The following is a 20,824-nucleotide window of genomic DNA, read 5'->3' as shown; positions in this document are numbered from 1 at the left end:
TCAAATTTGTAGCACGAAACCTTTAAAAAACACATAATTACCTATTTATCAAATATTTAAACACAAAGCATCCAAATAGACTATTCGTAATATTGCTATCGGTTTTTTGAGTATGAAATAAAAAAAAATATGATTTATAGTTTTTTAATAATTATTTAAAAATGATTTTTAATGTTAATTCATTCTGTTTTCAATAAATTAATCCTGAGGTATTTCTAAAAGCGGTTATTTATTGAAGCAAAAAAAAAAGAGACTGTCTCACAAGTAAGTGAAACAGTCTCTTTTTCTGTTTTTTTTAGTGAGACTCTATCAAACTGAAACTCTAATATTCAATGCTCAAGAGCTTTTGAAAGTTCTTCTTTTTTGGTTCAATAACACTATTGCTTCTTATTATGCGTAGGCAGATATCCGAATTTTTCTTTATAACATTTTGTAAAATAAGAAGGAGAACTAAAACCAACTTTAATACTAATCTCAGACATATTATCATTACCCAGCTCTATTAGTTCTTTTGCTTTTTCTAAACGAACATTACGTATAAATTCATTTACGGTTACACCTGTTAGCGTTTTTATTTTTCGGTATAATTGACTTCTGCTTAAAAATACGTTCGACGCCAGAACCTCAACACTCAACTCATACTCGCTAATGTTTTGATTAATGTAATTCAGAACATTTTTTATAAATTCATTATCCAAAGTCGTTGTTTTTTCTTTTGCTTTTGGAGTAATTCCGTTATAAAATTTATTAAACATAATCTGTCTGCTTTTTATGAGCTGAATTAAGCTGGATCGTAGAATATCCATATTAAAAGGTTTGCTCAAATACATATCTGCACCAGAATCAATGCCCTCTAATTTGTCTTTAACCAATGCCTTTGCAGACAACATCATCAACGGAATATGACTGGTTTTTAAATCTGCTTTAATACTCGAACACAGTTCTAAACCATTCATAACGGGCATAATAACATCTGTTAAAATCAAATCAGGCAGTTTTTGCAAAGCTAATTCCAAACCAACCTGACCATTTTCTGCTGTTATAACTTTGTACTCCTTTTTTAGCTCATTTTTTAAATAATTTCGTAATTCAGCATTATCTTCAACAATCAAAATGGTGTAAACTCTATCTTCTTTTTCCTCGTCATCTAATAATTGAACGACAGATTTTTCGGCAATTGGTGTGAAACTTATTTTTTTCTCCTTCTTAAATTCCTCCGGCACCACTTCGTTTTCATTAAAGAATTCTTTTCCCAGTGGAAATAGCAGTTTAAAAGTTGTGCCAAAACCCAATTTGCTTTCTACTTCGATTTTTCCTTTATGCAATTCTACAAATCCGCGAACAACTTCCAGTCCTATTCCTGTGCTTCCATAATAGGCTTTATTCAAATTATTTACCTGATAAAAACGGTCAAAAATTTTCTTAATATCTTTTTTATCCAATCCCGAACCTGTGTCTTCAACAATAACTTCAAAAGAAGGGCTGAAATTGGTTGAATCTATTAAAGGAAAATGAATTAATTCTTCGTTGACCACTATTTTTATTGCTATTTCTCCATTATCAGGAGTAACCTTAAAGGCATTTGAAATTACGTTAAAAATAATTTTCTCAAACATTTTAGGGTCTACCCAATCCTTTAATGTTTTTTCATTTGATTCATAGTGCAATTGAATTCCTCTGCTTAAGGCTTCTTCATTAAAATAACTCACAATTTCCTTTGTAAAACCAATTATTTCAACAAGTTGTACCTTTAAAGGCATTTTATTAAATTGCAGCTGATTGAAATCCATCAGCTCATTGATTAATCTTGAAAGTCGGTCAGAACTTTTCTGAATAGTCTGTAACTTACTCAATACATTCACTGGTAAATCCAGGTTATTGTTCTTCAGTATATCTCCTAACGGATTTAAAATTAAAGTAAGCGGCGTTCTAAATTCATGCGAGATATTGGTGAAAAATTGTAATTTCTTATTGTTTAATTTTTCAATTTGAATTGCTTTTTTCTGTTCAAATTCTATCATTTGTTTTTGTTTAAAACGATTTTGATAGTATTGATTGGCAAAATAAATTGCCGCTAATAATAACAGGGAATAAAATAGATAAGCAAAAGGCGTTTTCCACCAAGGCGGTAAAATTTCAATTTCTAATTCTAGCGGATTTTGATTCCAGACTCCATTTTTTTCGGAAGCTTTCACCTTAAAAACGTACTTTCCAGGTGCTAAGTTAGTATAGGTTGCTGACCGTTTACTGCCCACATAATTCCATGAATCTTCAAATCCTTCTAAATAATAAGCAAATTCATTTCTGGCAGGAAAAGAATAATTAACGGCAATAAAATCAATCGTAAATACAGACTGATCATGCTTTAGAATTATCTTTTTTGTCTGCGATATTACTTTTATTAAAGGTGAGTTTTTTTCAAGTGGCCCTACTGACTTATTAAAAAGTTTCAAATCTGTTAAGTAAACCGGCAGTTGTTTTTTACTTTTAACTAAACTGGCAGGATTAAAATAATTTAAACCTTCATAGCTTCCAAAATAAAGCAATCCTTTTTCGTCTTTCAGTACAGCATTGTTATTAAAATCATTTCCCAATAAGCCGTCATAAATAGAGTAATTAGCGGTAGTATTGTTTTTTAAATCAAGTTTTGTAATTCCTTTTTTTCCGCTTAGCCAAATACATCCGTCATTTGATTCTACAATAGACGAAATTGACTTTTCGTTCAGACCTTTGAAGTTTATATACCATTTTATGTTGTCTGTTTTTTTATCGTATCTAAATAATCCGGCTCCATCAGTACCGATCCAAATTTCTTTGTTTTTGGACTCATATAAGGTATTAATAGTATGTATACTTTTATGATTTTTAAGTTTTTCAGACATTTTATCCCGAAAAGAAGTTACTGAAAAAGAAAGAAAATCATTTGTATTAACCTTGTACAAACCTGTTGTTGAACCAACCCAGACAGCATCATCTGAATCTGCCATTATTTTTCTAATGTCTGAATTTATTATTCCACTTTCATAAAATGGTTTAGAATTACAATGATGAAATTGACCATCTGAAGGAGTGTAATAATGCAGCCCTTTTGAAAAGGTTCCGATCCAGATTACGCCTCTGGAATCTTCAGCAATACTCATGATATTGTCTGATGCCAAACCGGGAGTGTTTTTTGTGTTATAGTTAATAAACTTACTGCTTCCTTTTTTTAAAACAAAAACACCTTCATTCCAGCTTGATAACCAAATATTTTGCTTTTTATCAATAAATACATTCGTTATATTATCATTGGTTAATCCAGAATAAAAACTTGGGTCAGATTTGGTAATATGCTTAAAACTTTTAGTTGTTGTATTGTAAACATCAACTCCCCCGCCTTCCATAGAAATCCACAACTGATCTTGATGATCCTTGGCAATACCGGTAACACAATTGGTTTGTAAAGACTGTAAATTTCCGGGCAAACTTTCGATAATACTTACTTTACTGTTTATTTTATCAAAAACACCTAAGCCTTTATTGTAATACCCCAGCCAGATTCTATTTTCTTTATCTAAAAATAAAGACCAAACAGAATTTGAACCTAAACTGCGATTACTGTATTTACTGTTTACATATTTTTTTTGAACAAGACCCTGATCGTTTACAATGATTAAACCATCATTTTCGGTGGCGCAAAGAATTGTCTTATAATCTGTTGCCAGTATTGACATAATTCTTTTTCTGGTAATAGGATAATAAGCAGCCTCTTTAACCTTCGAATTTAAATCGACCTTTACAAGTCCTTTAAATCCATTGCCAATCCAGAGATTCTGCCTGCTGTCTATAAACATTGAAACAATATTTAAAGAAAGCATTTCATTGTTTTTACCAATGTTTAATTCTTTAATCTCATTTTTTATAGGATCAACTGCTTTTAAACCAAAGTTAGTTCCTAAATAAATCGTCCCTTTTTTATCTTTTACCAAGCAATTGATAAGGTAATTTTCTGTATTTGAAACATTCGTTTTAATCTTGGTAATTTCGCGGGATTTAATATTTAGTTTCAGCAAATCACTGTTAAATGTTCCTAAAAAAAGATTCCCATTGTTATCTTCTAAAATACTCTTTACAGAAATTACAGTTTCTTTTTTTATTTTTTTTTGAATATCAATACTTTCAAAAGTATTTAAATTTCGATTATAGAGGCATAATCCTTCATCTGTACCTATCCATAACCTATTGTGAGTGTCTACATAAGTAACATAAATAAGATTACTATTGATAGAATTAGGGATTTTAGAGTTTTGCTCATAAGCCACATAACTTATTCCATCATATTTAAATAAACCTGCACCATTGGTACCAATCCACAAAAAACCTGACTGGTCCTGTGTAATGGTATATATGCCACTTTTTGAAGTCTCCTTATTTAATAACCGAAATTGATAGTCTTCAAATGTATTTTGAGAAAACAAACTATTTATTGTAAAAAATAAGATAACAAGAACTCTAAAATATTTTTTTTTGGACATTATACAATGGTTAGTAAATTAAAATAAATATATGCTCTTTTAATCGAAACTTATTATTTGCTATTAATTCAATAAAACTATTCCGCCGTTGCAGGGAATTTTAATTTCAATTTCCTGGCTGTTTTTAAGTTTTATTTTTTCTGTTTTTCCGTTTAATTGTTCATCATCGGAGTAACATTTTAATACCGTTCCTGAAGCAATCATTGAGAGTTTCGTTTTAATTTTCAGTGTTTCTTTTTGAGCATTAATACCTGCTATATACCACTTTGTTCCTTTTCGGCGGGCAATTACTGCATATTTACCCGGATAACCTTCTAAAAAACGAACCTCATCCCAGGTAGTTGGAACTTCTTTCATAAAATCGATCGCCCATGCCGGTGCATCGGTTAAATTATTTGGTGCCAATGCAAAATGCTGAACGCCGCTTTGAAAAAGTACTGCCGTCGCTAAAGCAAAAACATCAGAGGTCATTCGTTTTGAACCTTTATTGGGGATATTATCACTATTATAAAATTTATTTAAGGCGCTTCCGCCAAAATCCATACTTCCTGCCACGTTTCTAATAAAAGTATGTGTCGCGGCATTAGTGGCTTCATTGTCACAGCTTCCTTGTCCGAAATGCAGATTTTCGCTTGCCAAAACAGCCTCACTAGCGGCAAAATTTGGATACATACGCTCCCATCCTCTTGGTAATGTACAACCGTGAAAAATAACCATTAACCCAAAATCATTTGCATCTGTCAGGATATCTTCATACAACTTCATGGTAACTTGTTTGTCGCCTCCAAAAAAATCTACTTTTATTCCTTTTATGCCAATACTTTTCATCCATGCCATTTCATGACGGCGAATTGTTGAATTGTCCATCATTCCTCTTGGGCCCTGAGGTGCATCATTCCAATAGCCATTAGAGTTGTACCACAAATACAAACCAACACCTTTTGCAGCTCCATAATCAGCCAGTTCTGCGATTTTATCTTTACCAATTTGTGTATCCCAAAGCGCATCAATTAAAATAGTTTCATATCCCATTGCGGCACTAAAATCTATGTATTGTTTTTGTACCGGAAAAGTAGTGTTCTCATCCATTTTTATAATCCAGCTCCAGGAACCTTTGGTATATTTATATTCTTGTGAAGCCTTGAATTTTGGTTTAACCAAATCAAACGCAATTGTGGTTGCTACAACCGGAGCCAGCGTTTCGCCTACCGTAATAGTTCGCCATGGCGTTTCGCCAGGAAGTGCTATTCCCGGAGCGGTTGTTCCGTTTCCGTTATTTTCTCCAACCATTGGAAAACCAATCGTATATAATCCTTTTTCATGACCAATCAGTCTGCTGCCGCAATAATTACCATCTACGCCTGTCTCTGATATTAAAACCCAGCCATTATTATTTACTTTAAAAAGACACGGAAATGTATAGCCTTCTCCCAGACCATTTTTGCCCATTGGAGCATCTAATGTATAGGATGTTTCATAGCTTGGGGCCGTTCTGGCAAATCCTGTCATTGGCTTGCTTTGCGGACAAAGAAATGTAGTGGTTCCCTCTGGCAAAATAAAACCAGATGCTTCTTCCTGTACTACACAGGAGCGGGTTTCATTTTGTGAATATATTTTATATTTAAAAGCGACATTGTTATTGCTCACCCTAAATAGTACATCTATAGCAGGTTTATTTTCTTTCGTAAAAGTAAAAACGGCTTCATTAGCCTCATAATGCACATGGCGCTGCTTGATGTTGGGCAGCTCATATTGTTCCTCAATTTTATTTTGAGCTGCATCAGGTTTTAAATTTAATCCTGTTGTAAAATCACCGGCATTAGTTTTTAAACCAAGCGGAGAATTTTCCAGAAACTTTTTTTCATTATACGAAATACTGTAGAAAGGTACTCCGCCTGAAATCGAAACAGAAACTTTAAGTTTTCCATCAGGACTATTTACAATTGATTGTGCATTTAATTTTAAAAAACTAAACAGACATAAACATATAACATATTTAAAACTCATAACAGCCTTAGATTAATTGGTTTATTTTTATTTCTACAAGATGAAATCGTTATTGTACAAATACTTTTGTCATTTTTAAATCCTTTACATCAGAACTGGTACCATAATATACTTCATATTCACCCGAAGTTATATTTATTCCTCTGGTTTTGGCATCATAAAATTCAAATGAAGCAGCAGGTAAATCGATCGTTGCATTTTGCTTTTCGCCGGCTTTTAAATTGATTCGTTTAAAAGCTTTCAACGATTTTAAAGGCCCGTCTTTATCATTAACTTTTCGAACATATACCTGCACAATCTCTGTTCCTTCTCGTTTGCTGATATTTTTTATCGAAAAATTCAGCTGTGTATTTTCATTTGATTTTATCTTTGTCTTACTGAGATTTGCTGTACCAATTTGGAATTTAGAATAACTTAAACCAAAACCAAATGGAAACAAAACATTTGTTGTGTATCTATAAGTACGTCCTTTCATCGAGTAATCTTCAAAATCTCCTAAGATGTCTGAATTTTTATAAAATGACACCGGCAATTTTCCTGCAGGATTATAATCTCCAAAAAGAACATCGGCGACAGCCTGACCGCCTGATTCTCCCGGATACCAAGCTTGCAAAATGGCGTCACAACTTGCTGTTTCTGGTGTAAAAGCAATTGCAGAACCGGAGCAGTTTACAAAAACTACCTTTTTACCGGCAGCTTTGAGTTCCTGCAAACATTTTCTCTGAACTGCCGGAAGTTCAATATTGGTTCTGTCGCCGCCCTTAAAACCGGGAAAAGAAACCGGCATTTCTTCTCCTTCAAGAAGTGTAGAGAGTCCGCCAACGAAAATTACGGTATCGGTACCTTTTAATTTTTGAATTAATGCCCCGAAATCTATATCGTGTTCTTTTCCGAAATCAAATTCAAGATTGGCCTGCCAATTGTTGGATTGGGCATACAGAATTTCTATTTTATATTTTTTACCCGCCTCTACTGCAAAGGCAATTTTTCCGGGAACCGTGCGCCAGTTGGTATATTTTGCTGCGGATTCTCCATTAACAAATAATTCAAAAGCTCCGGTCGCACCGGTATTGAAAACAAGATTATCATTTTCTTTGGCCAGAAATTCTGTTTCATATTTTGCCGAAAATCCTTCCAGTTTCACTCCCGACGCAAACTCATGCTGTCCGGCAGTTGTCATTTTTATCGGATTTAAAATTTGCTGCGATACAACACTATTGCCTTCTCTGTTTGGATTATTCCAATAAGTGGCTTTCATTCCTTTTTTGCCTTCAAATGAGATTTGGTCAAAATAACTTTGATTTACTTTGTCTTCTACCAAATCGCAGGCTTTATCATAAACCATTTTATTTTCGGCAATTTTTGATTCTATTCCGCTTTTAATGGTGATTGTTTTAACCGGCGTTCCATTATAATTTCCCCATAACATAGGTTCATTATCTGCATTTGGGCCTATAACTGCTACTTTGTTTATGTTTTTATTTAAAGGAAGAATGTTATTTTTATTTTGCAAAAGTGTCATTGATTTTTGCGCCATTTCGAGCGTTAACTGCTGATGTTCTTTACTATTAAGCACCGATGCCGGAATTTGAGCCCAAGGCACAATGGCGTCGTCATCCATTTCGCCTAAATCAAAACGGCCGGTTAAAACACGAAGCAGACTTTTATTAATATCGGCTTCTTTAATTAGGTCTTTCTCAACGGCCTCCGGTAAATTTTTAAAAGGATATTTTTCCCAGACACATTCTACATCGGTTCCTGCAAGTACAGCTTTTGATGCTGCATGTGTTGCATCTGAGGAAACTTTATGTGTGGTATAAAAATCCGTAACAGCTCCACAATCTGAAACCACCATGTATTTATACCCCCACTCATCACGCAAAATACGCTGTAATAAACGCGTATTACTGCAACAAGGTTCATCATCCAATCGCTGATAAGCACACATTACCTGACGCACATCGGCATCTTGTACTAATGCTTTAAAGGCCGGCAGATAGGTTTCATATAATTCACGTGGATCTACATTATTCAAATTCAGTTCGTGTCTGCTCCATTCCGGTCCTGAATGAACGGCAAAATGTTTGGCACAGGCCAAAAGTTTTCGGTATTTCGCATCTGCAGGACCTTGTAATCCTCTTACAACTGCTATTCCCATTTGCGAAGTAAGATAAGGATCTTCTCCGTAAGTTTCCTGACCACGTCCCCAACGCGGATCTCTAAAAATATTGACGTTAGGCGTCCAAACCGAAAGGCTCAAAAATCGCTTGTTTTCATTACCATTTTTAATCCATTGATTGTATTTTGCGCGGGCTTCATCAGAAACAGCATTAAAAACACGATACAACAACTGATCGTCAAATGATGCTGCCATGCCTATGGGTTCCGGAAAAACAGTCACATTATCGTTGTTGGCATAACCATGCAGAGCTTCACTCCACCAGTTAAATTTCTTAATTCCAAGTCTGGGTATGGCATCACTTTGGTCACACATTAATGCTGCTTTTTCTTCAAGTGTTAATCGTGAAATTAAATCTTCGGCACGTTCTTTTGAACTCAGAGATGCATCTTTAAAACGATATTGCTGTGCGTTGACACTCAATATAGAAACTAAACTTAAGATAAACAGATATGTATTTTTCATGATTATTCTATTAGAATTAATATATGATGAGTATTTTATTTTGGTTAAATCTTAAACTAATTATTTTTTGAAATTTGATCTGAGATATGGAAATAATCGAAATCAACAAATCCTCCCACATTTTTTGCTGCATAATTGAACAAGCCAAATCGATACCCCATAAAATGCGGAAGTGTATAGGGCAGTTTTATTGCGTTTCCTATTTTATTCCATTTTTTGCCATCAAGGCTGTAAAAAAAACTTCCGCTATCGGCTTTGTCTTTAAAATTGCATTCTGCCTTGAGGTATACTTTATCCTGCGTGAGAGGAATACTTTCTATTTCTGTTGGAATATCTTTAAGAACTTCAATCATTATTATTTTTTTGGAATCCTTTTCAACTTTTACGCCCGCAAGCCCATACTCTTTTTGTAATAAAGAAAGTCCTGCAAAGTCGCCTTCTTTCATTTTAGAAACTTCCATCAAAATAGTTCCTGTACTTTCAGGGCCAAAGGTTCTTTGCGTTAAAGTGTTTTTTGCCTGAAGAAAACTACTGTCTATTCTTCCGGTTTTTAGTCTTAAATAACCTTTTCTTTCTTTTAAAGACCAAAGCGAATGATCAGGATTGTGATTCCATTGCCAGACTAAAGGCAAATCTTTCTCGTTTTTTTTCCGATTAAAATCATCTGAGTTTACAATTCCCGGAATTAAACCTTTACTTGCCGGTAAGTCCAGATATTCCGGTACTTTACTGTTTTCGCCTAATATTGGCCAGTCCTCTTGCCATTTAACCGGAATTAAATAAGGAATCCGTCCTACACCGCCAAAATCCCTGAACAGATAAGAAAACCATTTTCCATCTGGTGTGTCAATTAATCCTCCTTGTGCCACGCCCAAATCCTGCAATCCAATTTTTCCTTCCCAAGGACCTGAAATTTTATCGGCCCTGTGTATAATTACCGTGCGCATTCCGTCTTTTGGCCAGACGATATTAAACAGATAATATTTTCCTTTAATTTTAAAAAGCTGTGAACCTTCTGATTGCAGCATGATATTGTTTCCGGCTGGAGCGCTGGCATTTTCTATCAAGATTCTTTTTGTTTCTTCTTTTACATCTGATAAATCCGATTTTAATTCTGCAATCTGTAGTTTTCCGGCTCCCCAAACCATGTAAATCTTTCCATCATCATCAAAAAAAATAGAATGATCGTGATAAGAATTGTCTAAAACGGTTCTTTTCCAAGTACCTTTTTCGATATCTTTTGTAGAAAAAATATAGGTTTTGTTCGTTGTGCCTGAAAAAGTGCTTACATAATAAATCCCGTTGTGATAACGAAGACTGCTGGCCCATGAACCTCTTCCGTAATCATTTTTACCATTTTCCAGATTTAGTTTATCATTATCGTCTTCTAATGTCTGATAGGCATAGTTGATGATTTTCCAATTGACTAAATCATTAGATTTCATAATTGGAACCCCTGGATTCATGTGCATTGTCGTACTGCTCATGTAATAAATATCATTTACCCGAATGATAGACATATCAGGAACATCAGCAAAAATGACCGGATTCTTTGCTTTGTTTTGTGCATAATTAATACCCCAATTAACAAGCAGAACAAGACTAAAAAAAGTGTTTCTAATTTTTATCTTCGTTTTATTTTGCATCATTTTTAATCTTTTAAAATTCTGAATTGATGAAACTTCGGGCTATTATTGCCATCATTAGCTTTTATTTTGATGTTTACCATTTCAACGTTATCAATATTTAACCGGATGATTTTGTTTTCTAAAGAAATAATCTGCGCCGGTTTCTCATTAATAAAAATCGTGATTTTATCTGTTTCAAATTCATCAATACAGCTCAGATCTAAAAATTTCCCTGCCTTACTTTTATTTAATAATTGATACGAAATATACGAACGAGTACTTCTCCAGGCGTTAGTGTCGTCGTAGCCCGAATCACTTTTTTCGCCTTTATAACCATGATCAACTTCTGACTGCTGTTCGCCGCAATTAATTTTATCGATCGTTTTAGATTCCAAAGCCATTGCTTCGATTTCCTGTTGTTTCAGTAAATCGTGTTTTTGTTTGTATTCTTCTTTGGTATAATTTTGAAAATACATTTGATATCTTGCATCATGAATTTCAAAAAAAGGCTGTAATTCTAACGAATCTAAACGGAAATGCAGATCTCCTAATTCTTTCAGTTTTGCGATATAACCTGCCTTTTCCCCTATCATGGCATACGCCTGATCGAGAGGATAATATTTACCTGACGCGACATGTCCCATTCGACTATCATCAGCAAATAATCCGTCTAAATCTTTGTTTGATGTTTTGGCAGCCAGCACAATAGGTCCGTTGACAAAAGCGCTCCAATTTGAGCCGTCGGGTAAATTTTCTAAATGTGTCGAAGTTTTAAACTTAACAGATATTTGATCTCCTGATTTCCATTTCCTGTTGAGAGTTACATAACTGGAAGGCTTCGTTTCTATTTTTTGAATTTTTCCATTTATAGAGATTTCAAAGTTTTCTGCCCATTTCGGGCAGCGAATATTCACCGAGAATGTTTTGCTTTTTTTCAGTTTTAAAACAAGAGTTGTATTATTTTCAAATGGAAATTTTGTGCTTTGTTCCAAATACATATTTTTTTCTTTCCAGTCTAATGCTGAAGGAATAAAAAGATTGATAAAAACATCGTTATCCGAATGACTGTATATTAATTCTCCATATTTAGAATGGTTTTCAAGCCCTGAACCTACACAGCACCACATACTTGTTTCGGGCTGCGAATAAACCCGATAATGATTGGGTCTGATGGGAGTAAAATAAACAAAACCGCCTTTTTGAGGATGCTGGCTCGACAGAATATGATTGTAAAGGGTACGCTCGTAAAAATCAAGATAGGATACATCATTTTTATCCAGAAATAAAGCCTTGCCTAAACGCTCCATATTGTAGGAGTTACACGTTTCAGGCCCCTGATTTGATTTTACCATACCGCTAAAATCATCGGTTGGATTAAAATGTTCGGCAAAACTGTTTCCTCCAAAAGCTACACTGCGTTTTTGGGTCACATTTTCCCAGAAAAACTCAGCTGCATCTGACCATTTTTTATCGCCTGAAAGTACGCCGATTTTCTCAAATCCAATCACTTTTGGTATTTGGGTATTGGCATGCAGTCCTGTTAATTTATCTTCCTTATTCTCAAGTGGTTTTAAAATGGCTAAGTGCGAAAGTTTTTCGGCTGTGTCAAGATATTTTTTGTTTTTAGTGATGATATACAAATCTGCAAAAGATTCATTTATTCCGCCATGTTCTGTTTTTAAAATGTTTTGAATCTGCTCATCAGAAAGCGGACGAATTAATTCGATAAACCAATCTCCCAGTTTTATCAAAATATCTTTTGCTTTTTTATTATCTGCATAACGATAAGCATCGGTTAAACCTGCAAAAAGCTTATGAATATTATACAGCGGCACCCAGGTATTGTTTAATCCAAAATTACTTCCGTCGATATCTCCGTTATGAATTCGGTCCCAAAAAACTTTTCCCTGCGGAATTCCTCCCAAATAACCATTCCGATTCTTTTCCTGACAGATGGCCAATTCTGAAATCATATAATCTAAACGGTTTTTGAGTTCAATATTTCCTGTAGAAGCATACATCATCGCCAAAGCAGAAAGATAATGTCCAGCAATATGTCCGTCAAGTCCAATACTCTCCCAATTACCGTATCGTTCTGCTTTTACAGGCAAACCGGAAGCAATGAAGTACGGAGCTAAAAGTCTGTCGGGATTCAGTTCTAAAATGTATCTAAGATCAACATCCTGCGCATTTTTGAACGGACTTTCTTTTAACCTTATTTCTTTTAGATCAAACAATTGCATTTGAGCTGCTGCCGAAGAGGTTAGTAATAAGCCCAACAGATAATACACGATTTTATATTTTATCAAAAGATTTTTCATATTATCATTTGGTTAGAAAATGGTAGATTTTGTCCTTTTCAGTCTTATAAATAAGCTGGACTACTATCCAAAGGTTTTATATTTAGCTGTTGTAACTATAACAAACTTTTCTACTCTGCAATCCTTTCACTTTCAGGTGCTCCCAGATAAGAAGATTTTAATCCTCCGGTATTGATCAGAATGTTTTGCAGGACAATTCCGGGATCTAAAACACGGAAACGTAAAATATGTTTTCCTGCTTTGGAAATCGAATGTTTAGTTGTCGAATGTATCAGGTGTTCTGCCTGCCATTTCCCTAACTCTCCACGATATTGTCCGTTAAAATTTATTGTTTGCGGCTTTTCTCCATCAAAGGAAATTTCATAGCGAAGTCCTTTGTTGCTGTTAAAGTTAAGTGTAGGAGCCAAAAGCAGTTCTACATCAAATTCTCCCGTAGAAATAAAATCAATTTCATATTCAACAAAAACATTATCGTTCGAAGTTGGATATTTGTTTTGTGGAAAAGTGGTGATACCGCTTTTGGTTTTTCCAAAATCGGGAATCACTTCCCAATGAATATTCTTTGCGTTATTTAACTTCGAAAAATGCTCTGCTTCAATAGAAACACAGCCTTCTTTTTCTGTGAATATTTTTCTTACAACCTGCTCTTTTTCTGATACATAACTTATTTCTGGCAAAATATTTTTAGGTGTATCGTGCCAGCTTTTGTAGCCAATTCTCATCTGATCCATTATATGAGTCCATTTTCCGCCTGAAATTTCATTATTGTATTTATTTTGAAGAATGGAATCTCTTGCAAAATTGCTTTTTACCTGATCAGCAAAACCATTGGCCAAAATATTCTTTTCTAAGACCAGTTTTCTGTTATTCGCCTGTGCAAAATACATTTCATAAAGATTACTGCAGGCATCTATAGGATATAAAACCAGTTGAAAATAGGCATCCTTGTATTGTTCTGGAATGTCATTGTAAATTCTGTAAGCATCAAGTGCCAGATTCTTGTAATCATTAACTACAGTTTGAAATTCATTATAATTTTCAAGACTGTAAGTTTTGCTGTCCAGCATTTCGGGAGTGACTCTTCGGTTAAATTTTGGATACGTATTTAATAGCCTCGCAATCTCTTTGGCGTGTTTTGTTCCAAATTGATCTGCTGCCCATTTCTGGGTAAACTCAAAAAGATTCTGTGAGTTGAACTTTTTGGGATTCCATGCCATTTCTAAAAAGAAACTAATTGGAAATTCCATTGGTTTAAGATCTCCCACATTAACAATCCAGATTTTATCAACACCATGTTCCCAGCTTAGATTCATCTGTTCCCAGACTCTTTGTATGGGACTGATATTAATCCATTTGGAATTTCTTGGACCTCCTACATAATCAAAATGATAATACATTCCGTAACCGCCTTTATGTAACGGTTTTGACAAGTCCGGAAGTTTACGCACATTTCCCCAATTGTCATCACAGAACAATAAAATAACATCATTCGGAACACGCATTCCCTGATCGTAATAATCCTGTACTTCTTTATACAAAGCCCAAACCTGAGGTGTTTTTTCTGCTTTTTTTTGTGTTACATCCGCAATAATTTTACGTTGTTCTTTTACGATATTTTCCAGTAAACTTATGTTGGTTCCTTCGCTCATTGCTTCATCGCCGTCTCCACGCATTCCTACGGTTACAATTTTTTCCCAATTTTTACTGCGTTCTATTCCGCCTTTCCAGAATTCATCTAAAACGGTTTTATTTTTAGAATAATCCCAAACATTAGGGAGATTGTTTTTTTTAATATACCGATGCCAGTCTGTTTGTGCCAAAGCCATTGGTTCATGATGTGATGTACCTATGACAATTCCCATTTCATGAGCCAAAGGTCCGCTGGCAGAATCATCATCATAAAAAGCATTTCCCCACATGGCCGGCCAGATATAATTGGCTTTTAGCCGAAGCAGTAATTCAAAAACTTTTTCATAAAACTTACTGTTAAATCCGCCAAATGTTGCTTTTGCCCAACCGCTTAATGCAGGAGCTTCATCATTGATAAAAATTCCTCTGTATTGCACTGCAGGTTCTCCATCACTGTAGGTTCCTTTTACAAAATAAACAGTCTCTTTTTTCTCTACGGGAACATCAGCCCAGTAATACCAGGGCGAAACACCAATTTGCGCAGATAATTCGTAAATTCCGTAAATTGTTCCGCGTTTGTCGCTGCCGGCAATAACAACGGCTTCTTCAACTCCTTTAAATGGATTTTTTATGTTTTGAATAATAAATTTTTCATTTTTGCCTTTAAGCAATTTTCCATCGATTTTATTTTCTTTAATTAAAGCATCAATTATAGAATTGGTTCCGATTGTTCCAATGATAATCAGCGGTGTCGAAGAATTTGGCTTCTGATTAAAAATAGCAGGTTTCTCGCCCGTTACTTTTTCAAAATCAGTTTGTAAATTACTAATTGCACGTAAAATACCTGGATCTGTTCCGTTACTAACAAAAAAAGAAAGATGCGAAGATTTCTCTTTCAGTACGACAACATCTCCAACTTTTTGAGTCGTTATAAACGGTTGAGCTGCCTTTAAGTTATTAAAAATAAAGGTGATAAGAAATGTTAGGATATATGTTGAAAATCTATTCATTGTATTTTTATTTATTAATCAAAATCAATTAATTTATGTCAATATTTGTCTCGTAGGGCAATATCATTAAATCAAGCTTTCTTTTAGCAAATTATCCTTGATCTTTTTCTCGCAGAGACGCAAAATCACTAAGCTTTTTTGCCACAGATTGTACAGATTAAAAAGATTTTGTTTCACGCAGATTATGCAAATTTTAGCAGATTTATTTTAATATAATCTGCTAAAATCTTTTTAAATCTGCGTGAAAAACTCTTGTTGAAATTCACGGCATATTTTACATTACGGATTATTTTTCTCAGTATTATCCAAAATGGTATACGCTGAAAAAACAGACTGATCAACCGGTTTAAATAAGAACTGTGAAAACATGTATAACCCGTTTTTCCACACTTTAAAATCGTGGACACCGGGCTCGATATAATAAATATGAGGCACATCATTTTTATATAAATAATCGTGAGTTCTTTTACTATTCTCTATAAGCCAGTCGTTATCTCCACAGGAAATCCAAAGCAGTTTTAATTTCTTTTTTGCTGCTTCGGGATTAGGAAGCAGTTCTTCCGGCGCCTTAGTATTTGGCGCAGCTGAGAAAGCGCCTACCCAGGCAAATTTATCCAGATTCCCCAATCCAAAATTCAGGGATTGTCCTCCGCCCATAGACAAACCTGCGATGGCGCGGTGTTCACTGTCTTTATAAGTTGGGTATTTTTTTTCGATAAAGGGAATCAGGTCATTTAATAAGTCTTTTTCGAAAGCAGCAAATGCCTGTACTTTATCCGGTGCCATTATATTTCCCGAAGCACTGTCGTCTTTCATAGCCCTGCCGTTTGGCATTACGACAATCATGGGTTCAATTTTTCCTTCTGCATAAAGATTATCTAATATAATCTGCGGACTTCCTCCATTGAGCCATTCTTTTTCATCCCCGCCTATTCCGTGTAAAAGGTATAACACAGGATATTTTTTCTTTTTATTGAATCCCGGAGGTGTATAAACGACAGCTTTTCTAATTGTGCCAACAGTTTTGGATTCATAACTGATACTTTCTATTTTTCCCGCTGGTATACTAATATTTGTTTGATCAAAACCAAGCGGAGCCTGTATTATGAAGGGCGCTTTGCCTTCTGAGAATTTATATCCCAATAACGAAAGCATTTTATCAGCATAGCGTCTTCCTAATTCTCTGTAACCTGCAGCATTAAAATGTAAAAAATCAGCTTCAGCGGTACATCCTTTAGATAAAATTACATATGAATTAGCTATTGTTTTTGGCAGTGTGGCAATAATTTTATTCATGCTTCCACATTTACCATTTTGGTCTTCGTTTACAGTTTCTCCTGAAAGTAAAGGCACTTTTTTAGGATCCAGATTCAGATCTTTCATTAAGTTATCGTAGACAATTTTTACTTTTTTCGGCCAGAGTGTATCACCTGTATTCGATTCTCCCTGATGCAGCAGGATACCTTTTATTATTCCTTTCTTTTGCGCTATTTTGGCCAGCTCCACAAGTCGCTGATACGGATTTCCATCATATTCCTTAATCATGCCTTTCATCCAGTCTGGTGCTGCTGCAATATAATCTGCCGACTTGTCTTTATCAAAAAGTTCAATTTTACAGCCTCCAACTGCTACGTTGATAACGCCCACTTTTACATTTTTTGGAAGATTGGCAGTCATATTTCGCCCAAAATAATCTACTGGTGTTAATCCCGTATTGCAGCGGCATAAGGGCGGTATGGCGGTATACCAATTCCCTTTTGTTCGTTTAAGTTCCGGGCAATTAACTGCCTGCAAAACCTGAAACCGATCATCGATACCAACTTTATCCTGTGGTTCTATTTTAGCATATCCTTCCATATTTGATTGGCCAAGGCTCAAATAAATATGAAAATCAGCATCTTGAGAATACCCTTTTTGTACTACCGAAAAAAGAAAAATAAATGCGAAAAACTTAATTATTGATTTCATTTTAAAGCTGTTTTATTATCAAAAAATCGTTTTAAATGTGGATTGAAATAGAATAGTAATTACAATAGGAAGCTATTATTTAAACAAATTCAGATCTATTGCTTCTCCCATTCTCAGATAACCTGCTTGGTTTGGATGCAAAAAATCACCATCATGCATGTTAGACAAAATGGTTTTTGAATCTTTTTCTGAAACCATTGCTTTATCAAAATCAATTACTCCATCAAAGACTTTACTATTTCTAATCCAGTCATTTACAATATCGCGGGTTTCTTGTTTGTGTGGCGCATCATAAAATGATTTTGCAAAGGGCAAAATAGTACAACCGTACACTTTAATTCCTTTAGCATGTGCTTTATCGATCATCACTTTGTAAGCTTCAATAAGTTCCTGAGCTTTAACAGGTGCATCTTTCGGATCTTTAATTCCTCCGATATCGTTGATCCCTTCCAGAAGTACGAGCCATTTTGTACCTTTTTGTGAAAGTACATCTCTATCAAAACGATTTAATGCAGTAGGTCCTAATCCGCCTTTAATGACACAATTTCCTCCAATTCCTAAATTCAAAACTCCTATATTTTGTGTTTTTTTATTTGCCAGTAATCTTGCGGATAAAATATCTGTCCATCGATTTTGTTTGTTGGTACCGGATCCGCGTCCGTCTGTAATAGAATTTCCTAAACAAACTATTGCTGCAGAAGATTTATTGGCAATGACATCTAATCCCATAATTGAATACCAGTGATCTGTTTTTATAGCTCCCTCAAAAGCGGCATTTTGGATATTATCTCCCTCAAGAATATAAGAAGTGGTACGTGATCCCGGATGTCCGGATGTTTTTACCGAAGTCGCTCCATAATGAATAGTAATGGCCAGAAGCTGACCCGGCTGTAATTCAAAATCAAAAACATCCGAAAATACTTCCTGCTCCGGACTTATTGTTATTTCAGAATTTCCATTAAAGCTAAGTACTTTTTGAGTTTTTATATCAATAATCGGTGCGTTGACAACATTTGCAATACTTACAGATTTTAAAACTGTTGGCTGATCGCTGAAGATATTAGAGAAACGCAATCTCATGCGATTTCCTCCTATAGAAACTCTAATAATCTGCCGAAGTGTATTTTCTGAAAGACCCGGAGCGGGAGGCATATTATTGGGTTCTACCTGCATTTGTGCGCAAGCCCACGTACCAACCCAATTCTCATTGTTTGCTTTGCTTTGTGCTATTAAAAATGACTGATTTGATATACATCCCCAAAAAAAGAGATGTAGAAATAACAGCCATTTTAAATATTCCTTTTGCATGTTTAACGTTTTAAAGATTATTATCTGTTTGGTACTTTTTTGCTGTAGTTTATTATTGTGGACGGGCATCGTTTGCTGCCGTTGCATACAATCCTACCAATGCTCCCGTAAAACCTCCAGCAACATTTGTTGAAAGAATATCTCCTGAAACGCTTTCGCCTAAATTTTTAAAATCATCGCCGTTTAACGCATAACTAAATTCGTAGCTGTCTCCGGCTGCCTTTACCTGCAGACGCACTGTTTTTTTGATATCAATTTTAGTGCTTGCAATAATTTTTGAGGCTCCTTTTTCTGTTCTTTCCAGTAAGATGTAAGTATCTTTTCCTTTTTTTGTTATTCCAAAAACATAATTAAAATGCTCATTCTGCAGGCAGACAATTCCAGCCAGATCTTTCTCTGATTGAGGTTTATAATCTATTGTTGCTGCAAAAGAAAAACTGTTGTGCATTTGTCTGTAAAAAAGTGTCGAAGTGGGTTTTACTTCTTTAATATTAACTTCAAAAGGATTAATCTGAAGTCCTTTTTTGGTTACAGTAATAAAATTTTCTCGCGGCCCTCTGAGTCCTATCCATCTGTAATCTAATTTATCAGAAGTGAAGTTTTCGGTAAACTTAAAATTGCCATTCGGAAAAAAACCGTCTTTACCTGTTTTGTTTTCGGTAACTCCTTTGGGCATTTTTATTTTTGGCTCCAAAGGCACTAATCCGTTTTCAAATACCGGAAAAGTTCCTGACCAGTCTACAGGCAGCATAAAAGTTTCACGGCCGGTATTAACTCTGTCTTTATTATTTGGGCGAATACCAAGAAATACGCCATAATATTTATTATCAGGTCCAAGCACTAAATCTGCATGTCCGGCCCAGTCTACTTTATCGGTTCTGTTTTGAGGAAAATATCTCTGGGTAAGAATCGGGTTATTTGATGCCGGTTTAAAAGGCCCTTTTGGGTTGTCACTGATAAAAATAACTTCGCTATGATTTCCTCCTGTACCTCCTTCGGCACACATTAAATAATAATGACCGTCTTTTTTATATAAATGCGGCGCTTCTATCCAGATTGGTTTTTTAGAAAGATCTACACCTCCATCAACTATAATTTTATCTGTACCGGGAATCACCTGATCTTTTGCCAGATCATATTCCCAAATTTTAATAACACGATGTCCCTGATACAATTCTTTTCCTTTGTCAGGAGCATCGTTATGAACTACATATCCTTTTCCGTTATCATCAAAAAATATACATGGATCAATTCCTTCAAAACCTAATTTTATCGGACTTCCCCATCCTTTCATAGGATCTTTTGTTTTTACTATAATATTGCCCAGACCTCCAGAAAATGCCGTTACAATCATATAGAAAGTGTCATTGTGAGGATTGTATGTTATACCCGGCGCATAAACTCCGGCACTAATACCTGTATCATGCGGATTAAATTCGGATACTTTATTTAATACGCCGCCAAGATCTGTCCAGTTTACTAAATCTTTAGAATGAAAAATGGGTACTCCCGGAAACATGGCAAATGAAGAACATACCATAAAATAATCATCTCCTTTTCTGGTAATTGCAGGATCAGGATAACATCCTTGTAAAACCGGAGAATAAAATTCATCTGATTTTAATGGATTATTTTTATAAATATTGTCATCTCCCTGATAAACAACATTAGAAAAAACAGGTGCCTTTTGAATTTGCCTTTTTATAAGGGTATCGTTAACCTGTGTTCCTTTAAACGAAAAAAGAAACAATAATGGTAATAAGAAAAATAGTTGTCGATATTTCATTTGTACTAA

9 protein-coding genes are annotated in these 20,824 nt (G+C 34.8%); all 9 read right to left on the bottom strand.

From position 1 onward, the window contains the following. Nucleotides 1–377 precede the first annotated feature (377 nt). The 9 genes from AC1RRQ_RS00710 to AC1RRQ_RS00670 all read right to left on the bottom strand — a co-directional run bounded on the left by AC1RRQ_RS00710 (nucleotide 378) and on the right by AC1RRQ_RS00670 (nucleotide 20,815). On the bottom strand, nucleotides 378–4,514 hold the full coding sequence (locus AC1RRQ_RS00710) for a hybrid sensor histidine kinase/response regulator (RefSeq protein WP_493020442.1): 4,137 nt from the start codon (nucleotides 4,512–4,514) through the stop codon (nucleotides 378–380). Nucleotides 4,515–4,577: 63 nt separating this feature from the next. After that, nucleotides 4,578–6,521: a glycoside hydrolase family 97 protein gene (locus AC1RRQ_RS00705; RefSeq protein WP_493020440.1), complete on the bottom strand. Its 1,944-nt coding sequence runs from the start codon at nucleotides 6,519–6,521 to the stop codon at nucleotides 4,578–4,580. Between the two features lie 49 nt (nucleotides 6,522–6,570). Beyond that, complete coding sequence (gene xyl3A / locus AC1RRQ_RS00700) at nucleotides 6,571–9,165, bottom strand: xylan 1,4-beta-xylosidase (protein WP_493020438.1); 2,595 nt, start codon at nucleotides 9,163–9,165, stop codon at nucleotides 6,571–6,573. Nucleotides 9,166–9,221: 56 nt separating this feature from the next. Beyond that, nucleotides 9,222–10,814 carry a glycoside hydrolase family 43 protein gene (locus AC1RRQ_RS00695; RefSeq protein WP_493020436.1) on the bottom strand — a complete coding sequence of 531 codons (1,593 nt, stop codon included), beginning with the start codon at nucleotides 10,812–10,814 and terminating at the stop codon, nucleotides 9,222–9,224. A 2-nt stretch (nucleotides 10,815–10,816) separates the two neighbouring features. After that, nucleotides 10,817–13,114, bottom strand: a complete 2,298-nt coding sequence (locus AC1RRQ_RS00690; RefSeq protein ID WP_493020434.1) for a glycoside hydrolase family 127 protein — start codon at nucleotides 13,112–13,114, stop codon at nucleotides 10,817–10,819. Nucleotides 13,115–13,224: 110 nt separating this feature from the next. Beyond that, the gene (locus AC1RRQ_RS00685) at nucleotides 13,225–15,753 is read right to left on the bottom strand and encodes a glycosyl hydrolase 115 family protein (RefSeq protein ID WP_493020432.1); all 2,529 of its coding nucleotides are present in this window, start codon (nucleotides 15,751–15,753) and stop codon (nucleotides 13,225–13,227) included. A gap of 279 nt (nucleotides 15,754–16,032) precedes the next feature. Then, complete coding sequence (locus AC1RRQ_RS00680; protein WP_493020430.1) at nucleotides 16,033–17,721, bottom strand: sialate O-acetylesterase; 1,689 nt, start codon at nucleotides 17,719–17,721, stop codon at nucleotides 16,033–16,035. A gap of 75 nt (nucleotides 17,722–17,796) precedes the next feature. Next, a complete protein-coding gene (locus AC1RRQ_RS00675) occupies nucleotides 17,797–19,029 on the bottom strand; it encodes an SGNH/GDSL hydrolase family protein (RefSeq protein ID WP_493020428.1) in 1,233 nt (410 codons plus the stop codon). Nucleotides 19,030–19,081: 52 nt separating this feature from the next. Beyond that, a complete protein-coding gene (locus AC1RRQ_RS00670; RefSeq protein WP_493020426.1) occupies nucleotides 19,082–20,815 on the bottom strand; it encodes a glycoside hydrolase family 43 protein in 1,734 nt (577 codons plus the stop codon). Nucleotides 20,816–20,824 lie beyond the last annotated feature (9 nt).

The sequence above is a fragment of the Flavobacterium sp. GW821-FHT12A05 genome, assembly GCF_058807735.1.
Note: the sequence above shows the minus strand (reverse complement) of the source record. Positions and strands in the feature narration are given on the sequence as shown.

Excerpts from the sequence above, each read along its gene's own strand:
- AC1RRQ_RS00690 (WP_493020434.1), bottom strand. The coding sequence starts at position 13,114 with ATGAAAAATCTTTTGATAAAATATAAAATCGTGTATTATCTGTTGGGC.
- AC1RRQ_RS00675 (WP_493020428.1), bottom strand. The coding sequence starts at position 19,029 with ATGCAAAAGGAATATTTAAAATGGCTGTTATTTCTACATCTCTTTTTT.
- AC1RRQ_RS00705 (WP_493020440.1), bottom strand. The coding sequence starts at position 6,521 with ATGAGTTTTAAATATGTTATATGTTTATGTCTGTTTAGTTTTTTAAAA.
- AC1RRQ_RS00670 (WP_493020426.1), bottom strand. The coding sequence starts at position 20,815 with ATGAAATATCGACAACTATTTTTCTTATTACCATTATTGTTTCTTTTT.
- AC1RRQ_RS00695 (WP_493020436.1), bottom strand. The coding sequence starts at position 10,814 with ATGATGCAAAATAAAACGAAGATAAAAATTAGAAACACTTTTTTTAGT.
- AC1RRQ_RS00685 (WP_493020432.1), bottom strand. The coding sequence starts at position 15,753 with ATGAATAGATTTTCAACATATATCCTAACATTTCTTATCACCTTTATT.
- xyl3A (WP_493020438.1), bottom strand. The coding sequence starts at position 9,165 with ATGAAAAATACATATCTGTTTATCTTAAGTTTAGTTTCTATATTGAGT.
- AC1RRQ_RS00710 (WP_493020442.1), bottom strand. The coding sequence starts at position 4,514 with ATGTCCAAAAAAAAATATTTTAGAGTTCTTGTTATCTTATTTTTTACA.
- AC1RRQ_RS00680 (WP_493020430.1), bottom strand. The coding sequence starts at position 17,721 with ATGAAATCAATAATTAAGTTTTTCGCATTTATTTTTCTTTTTTCGGTA.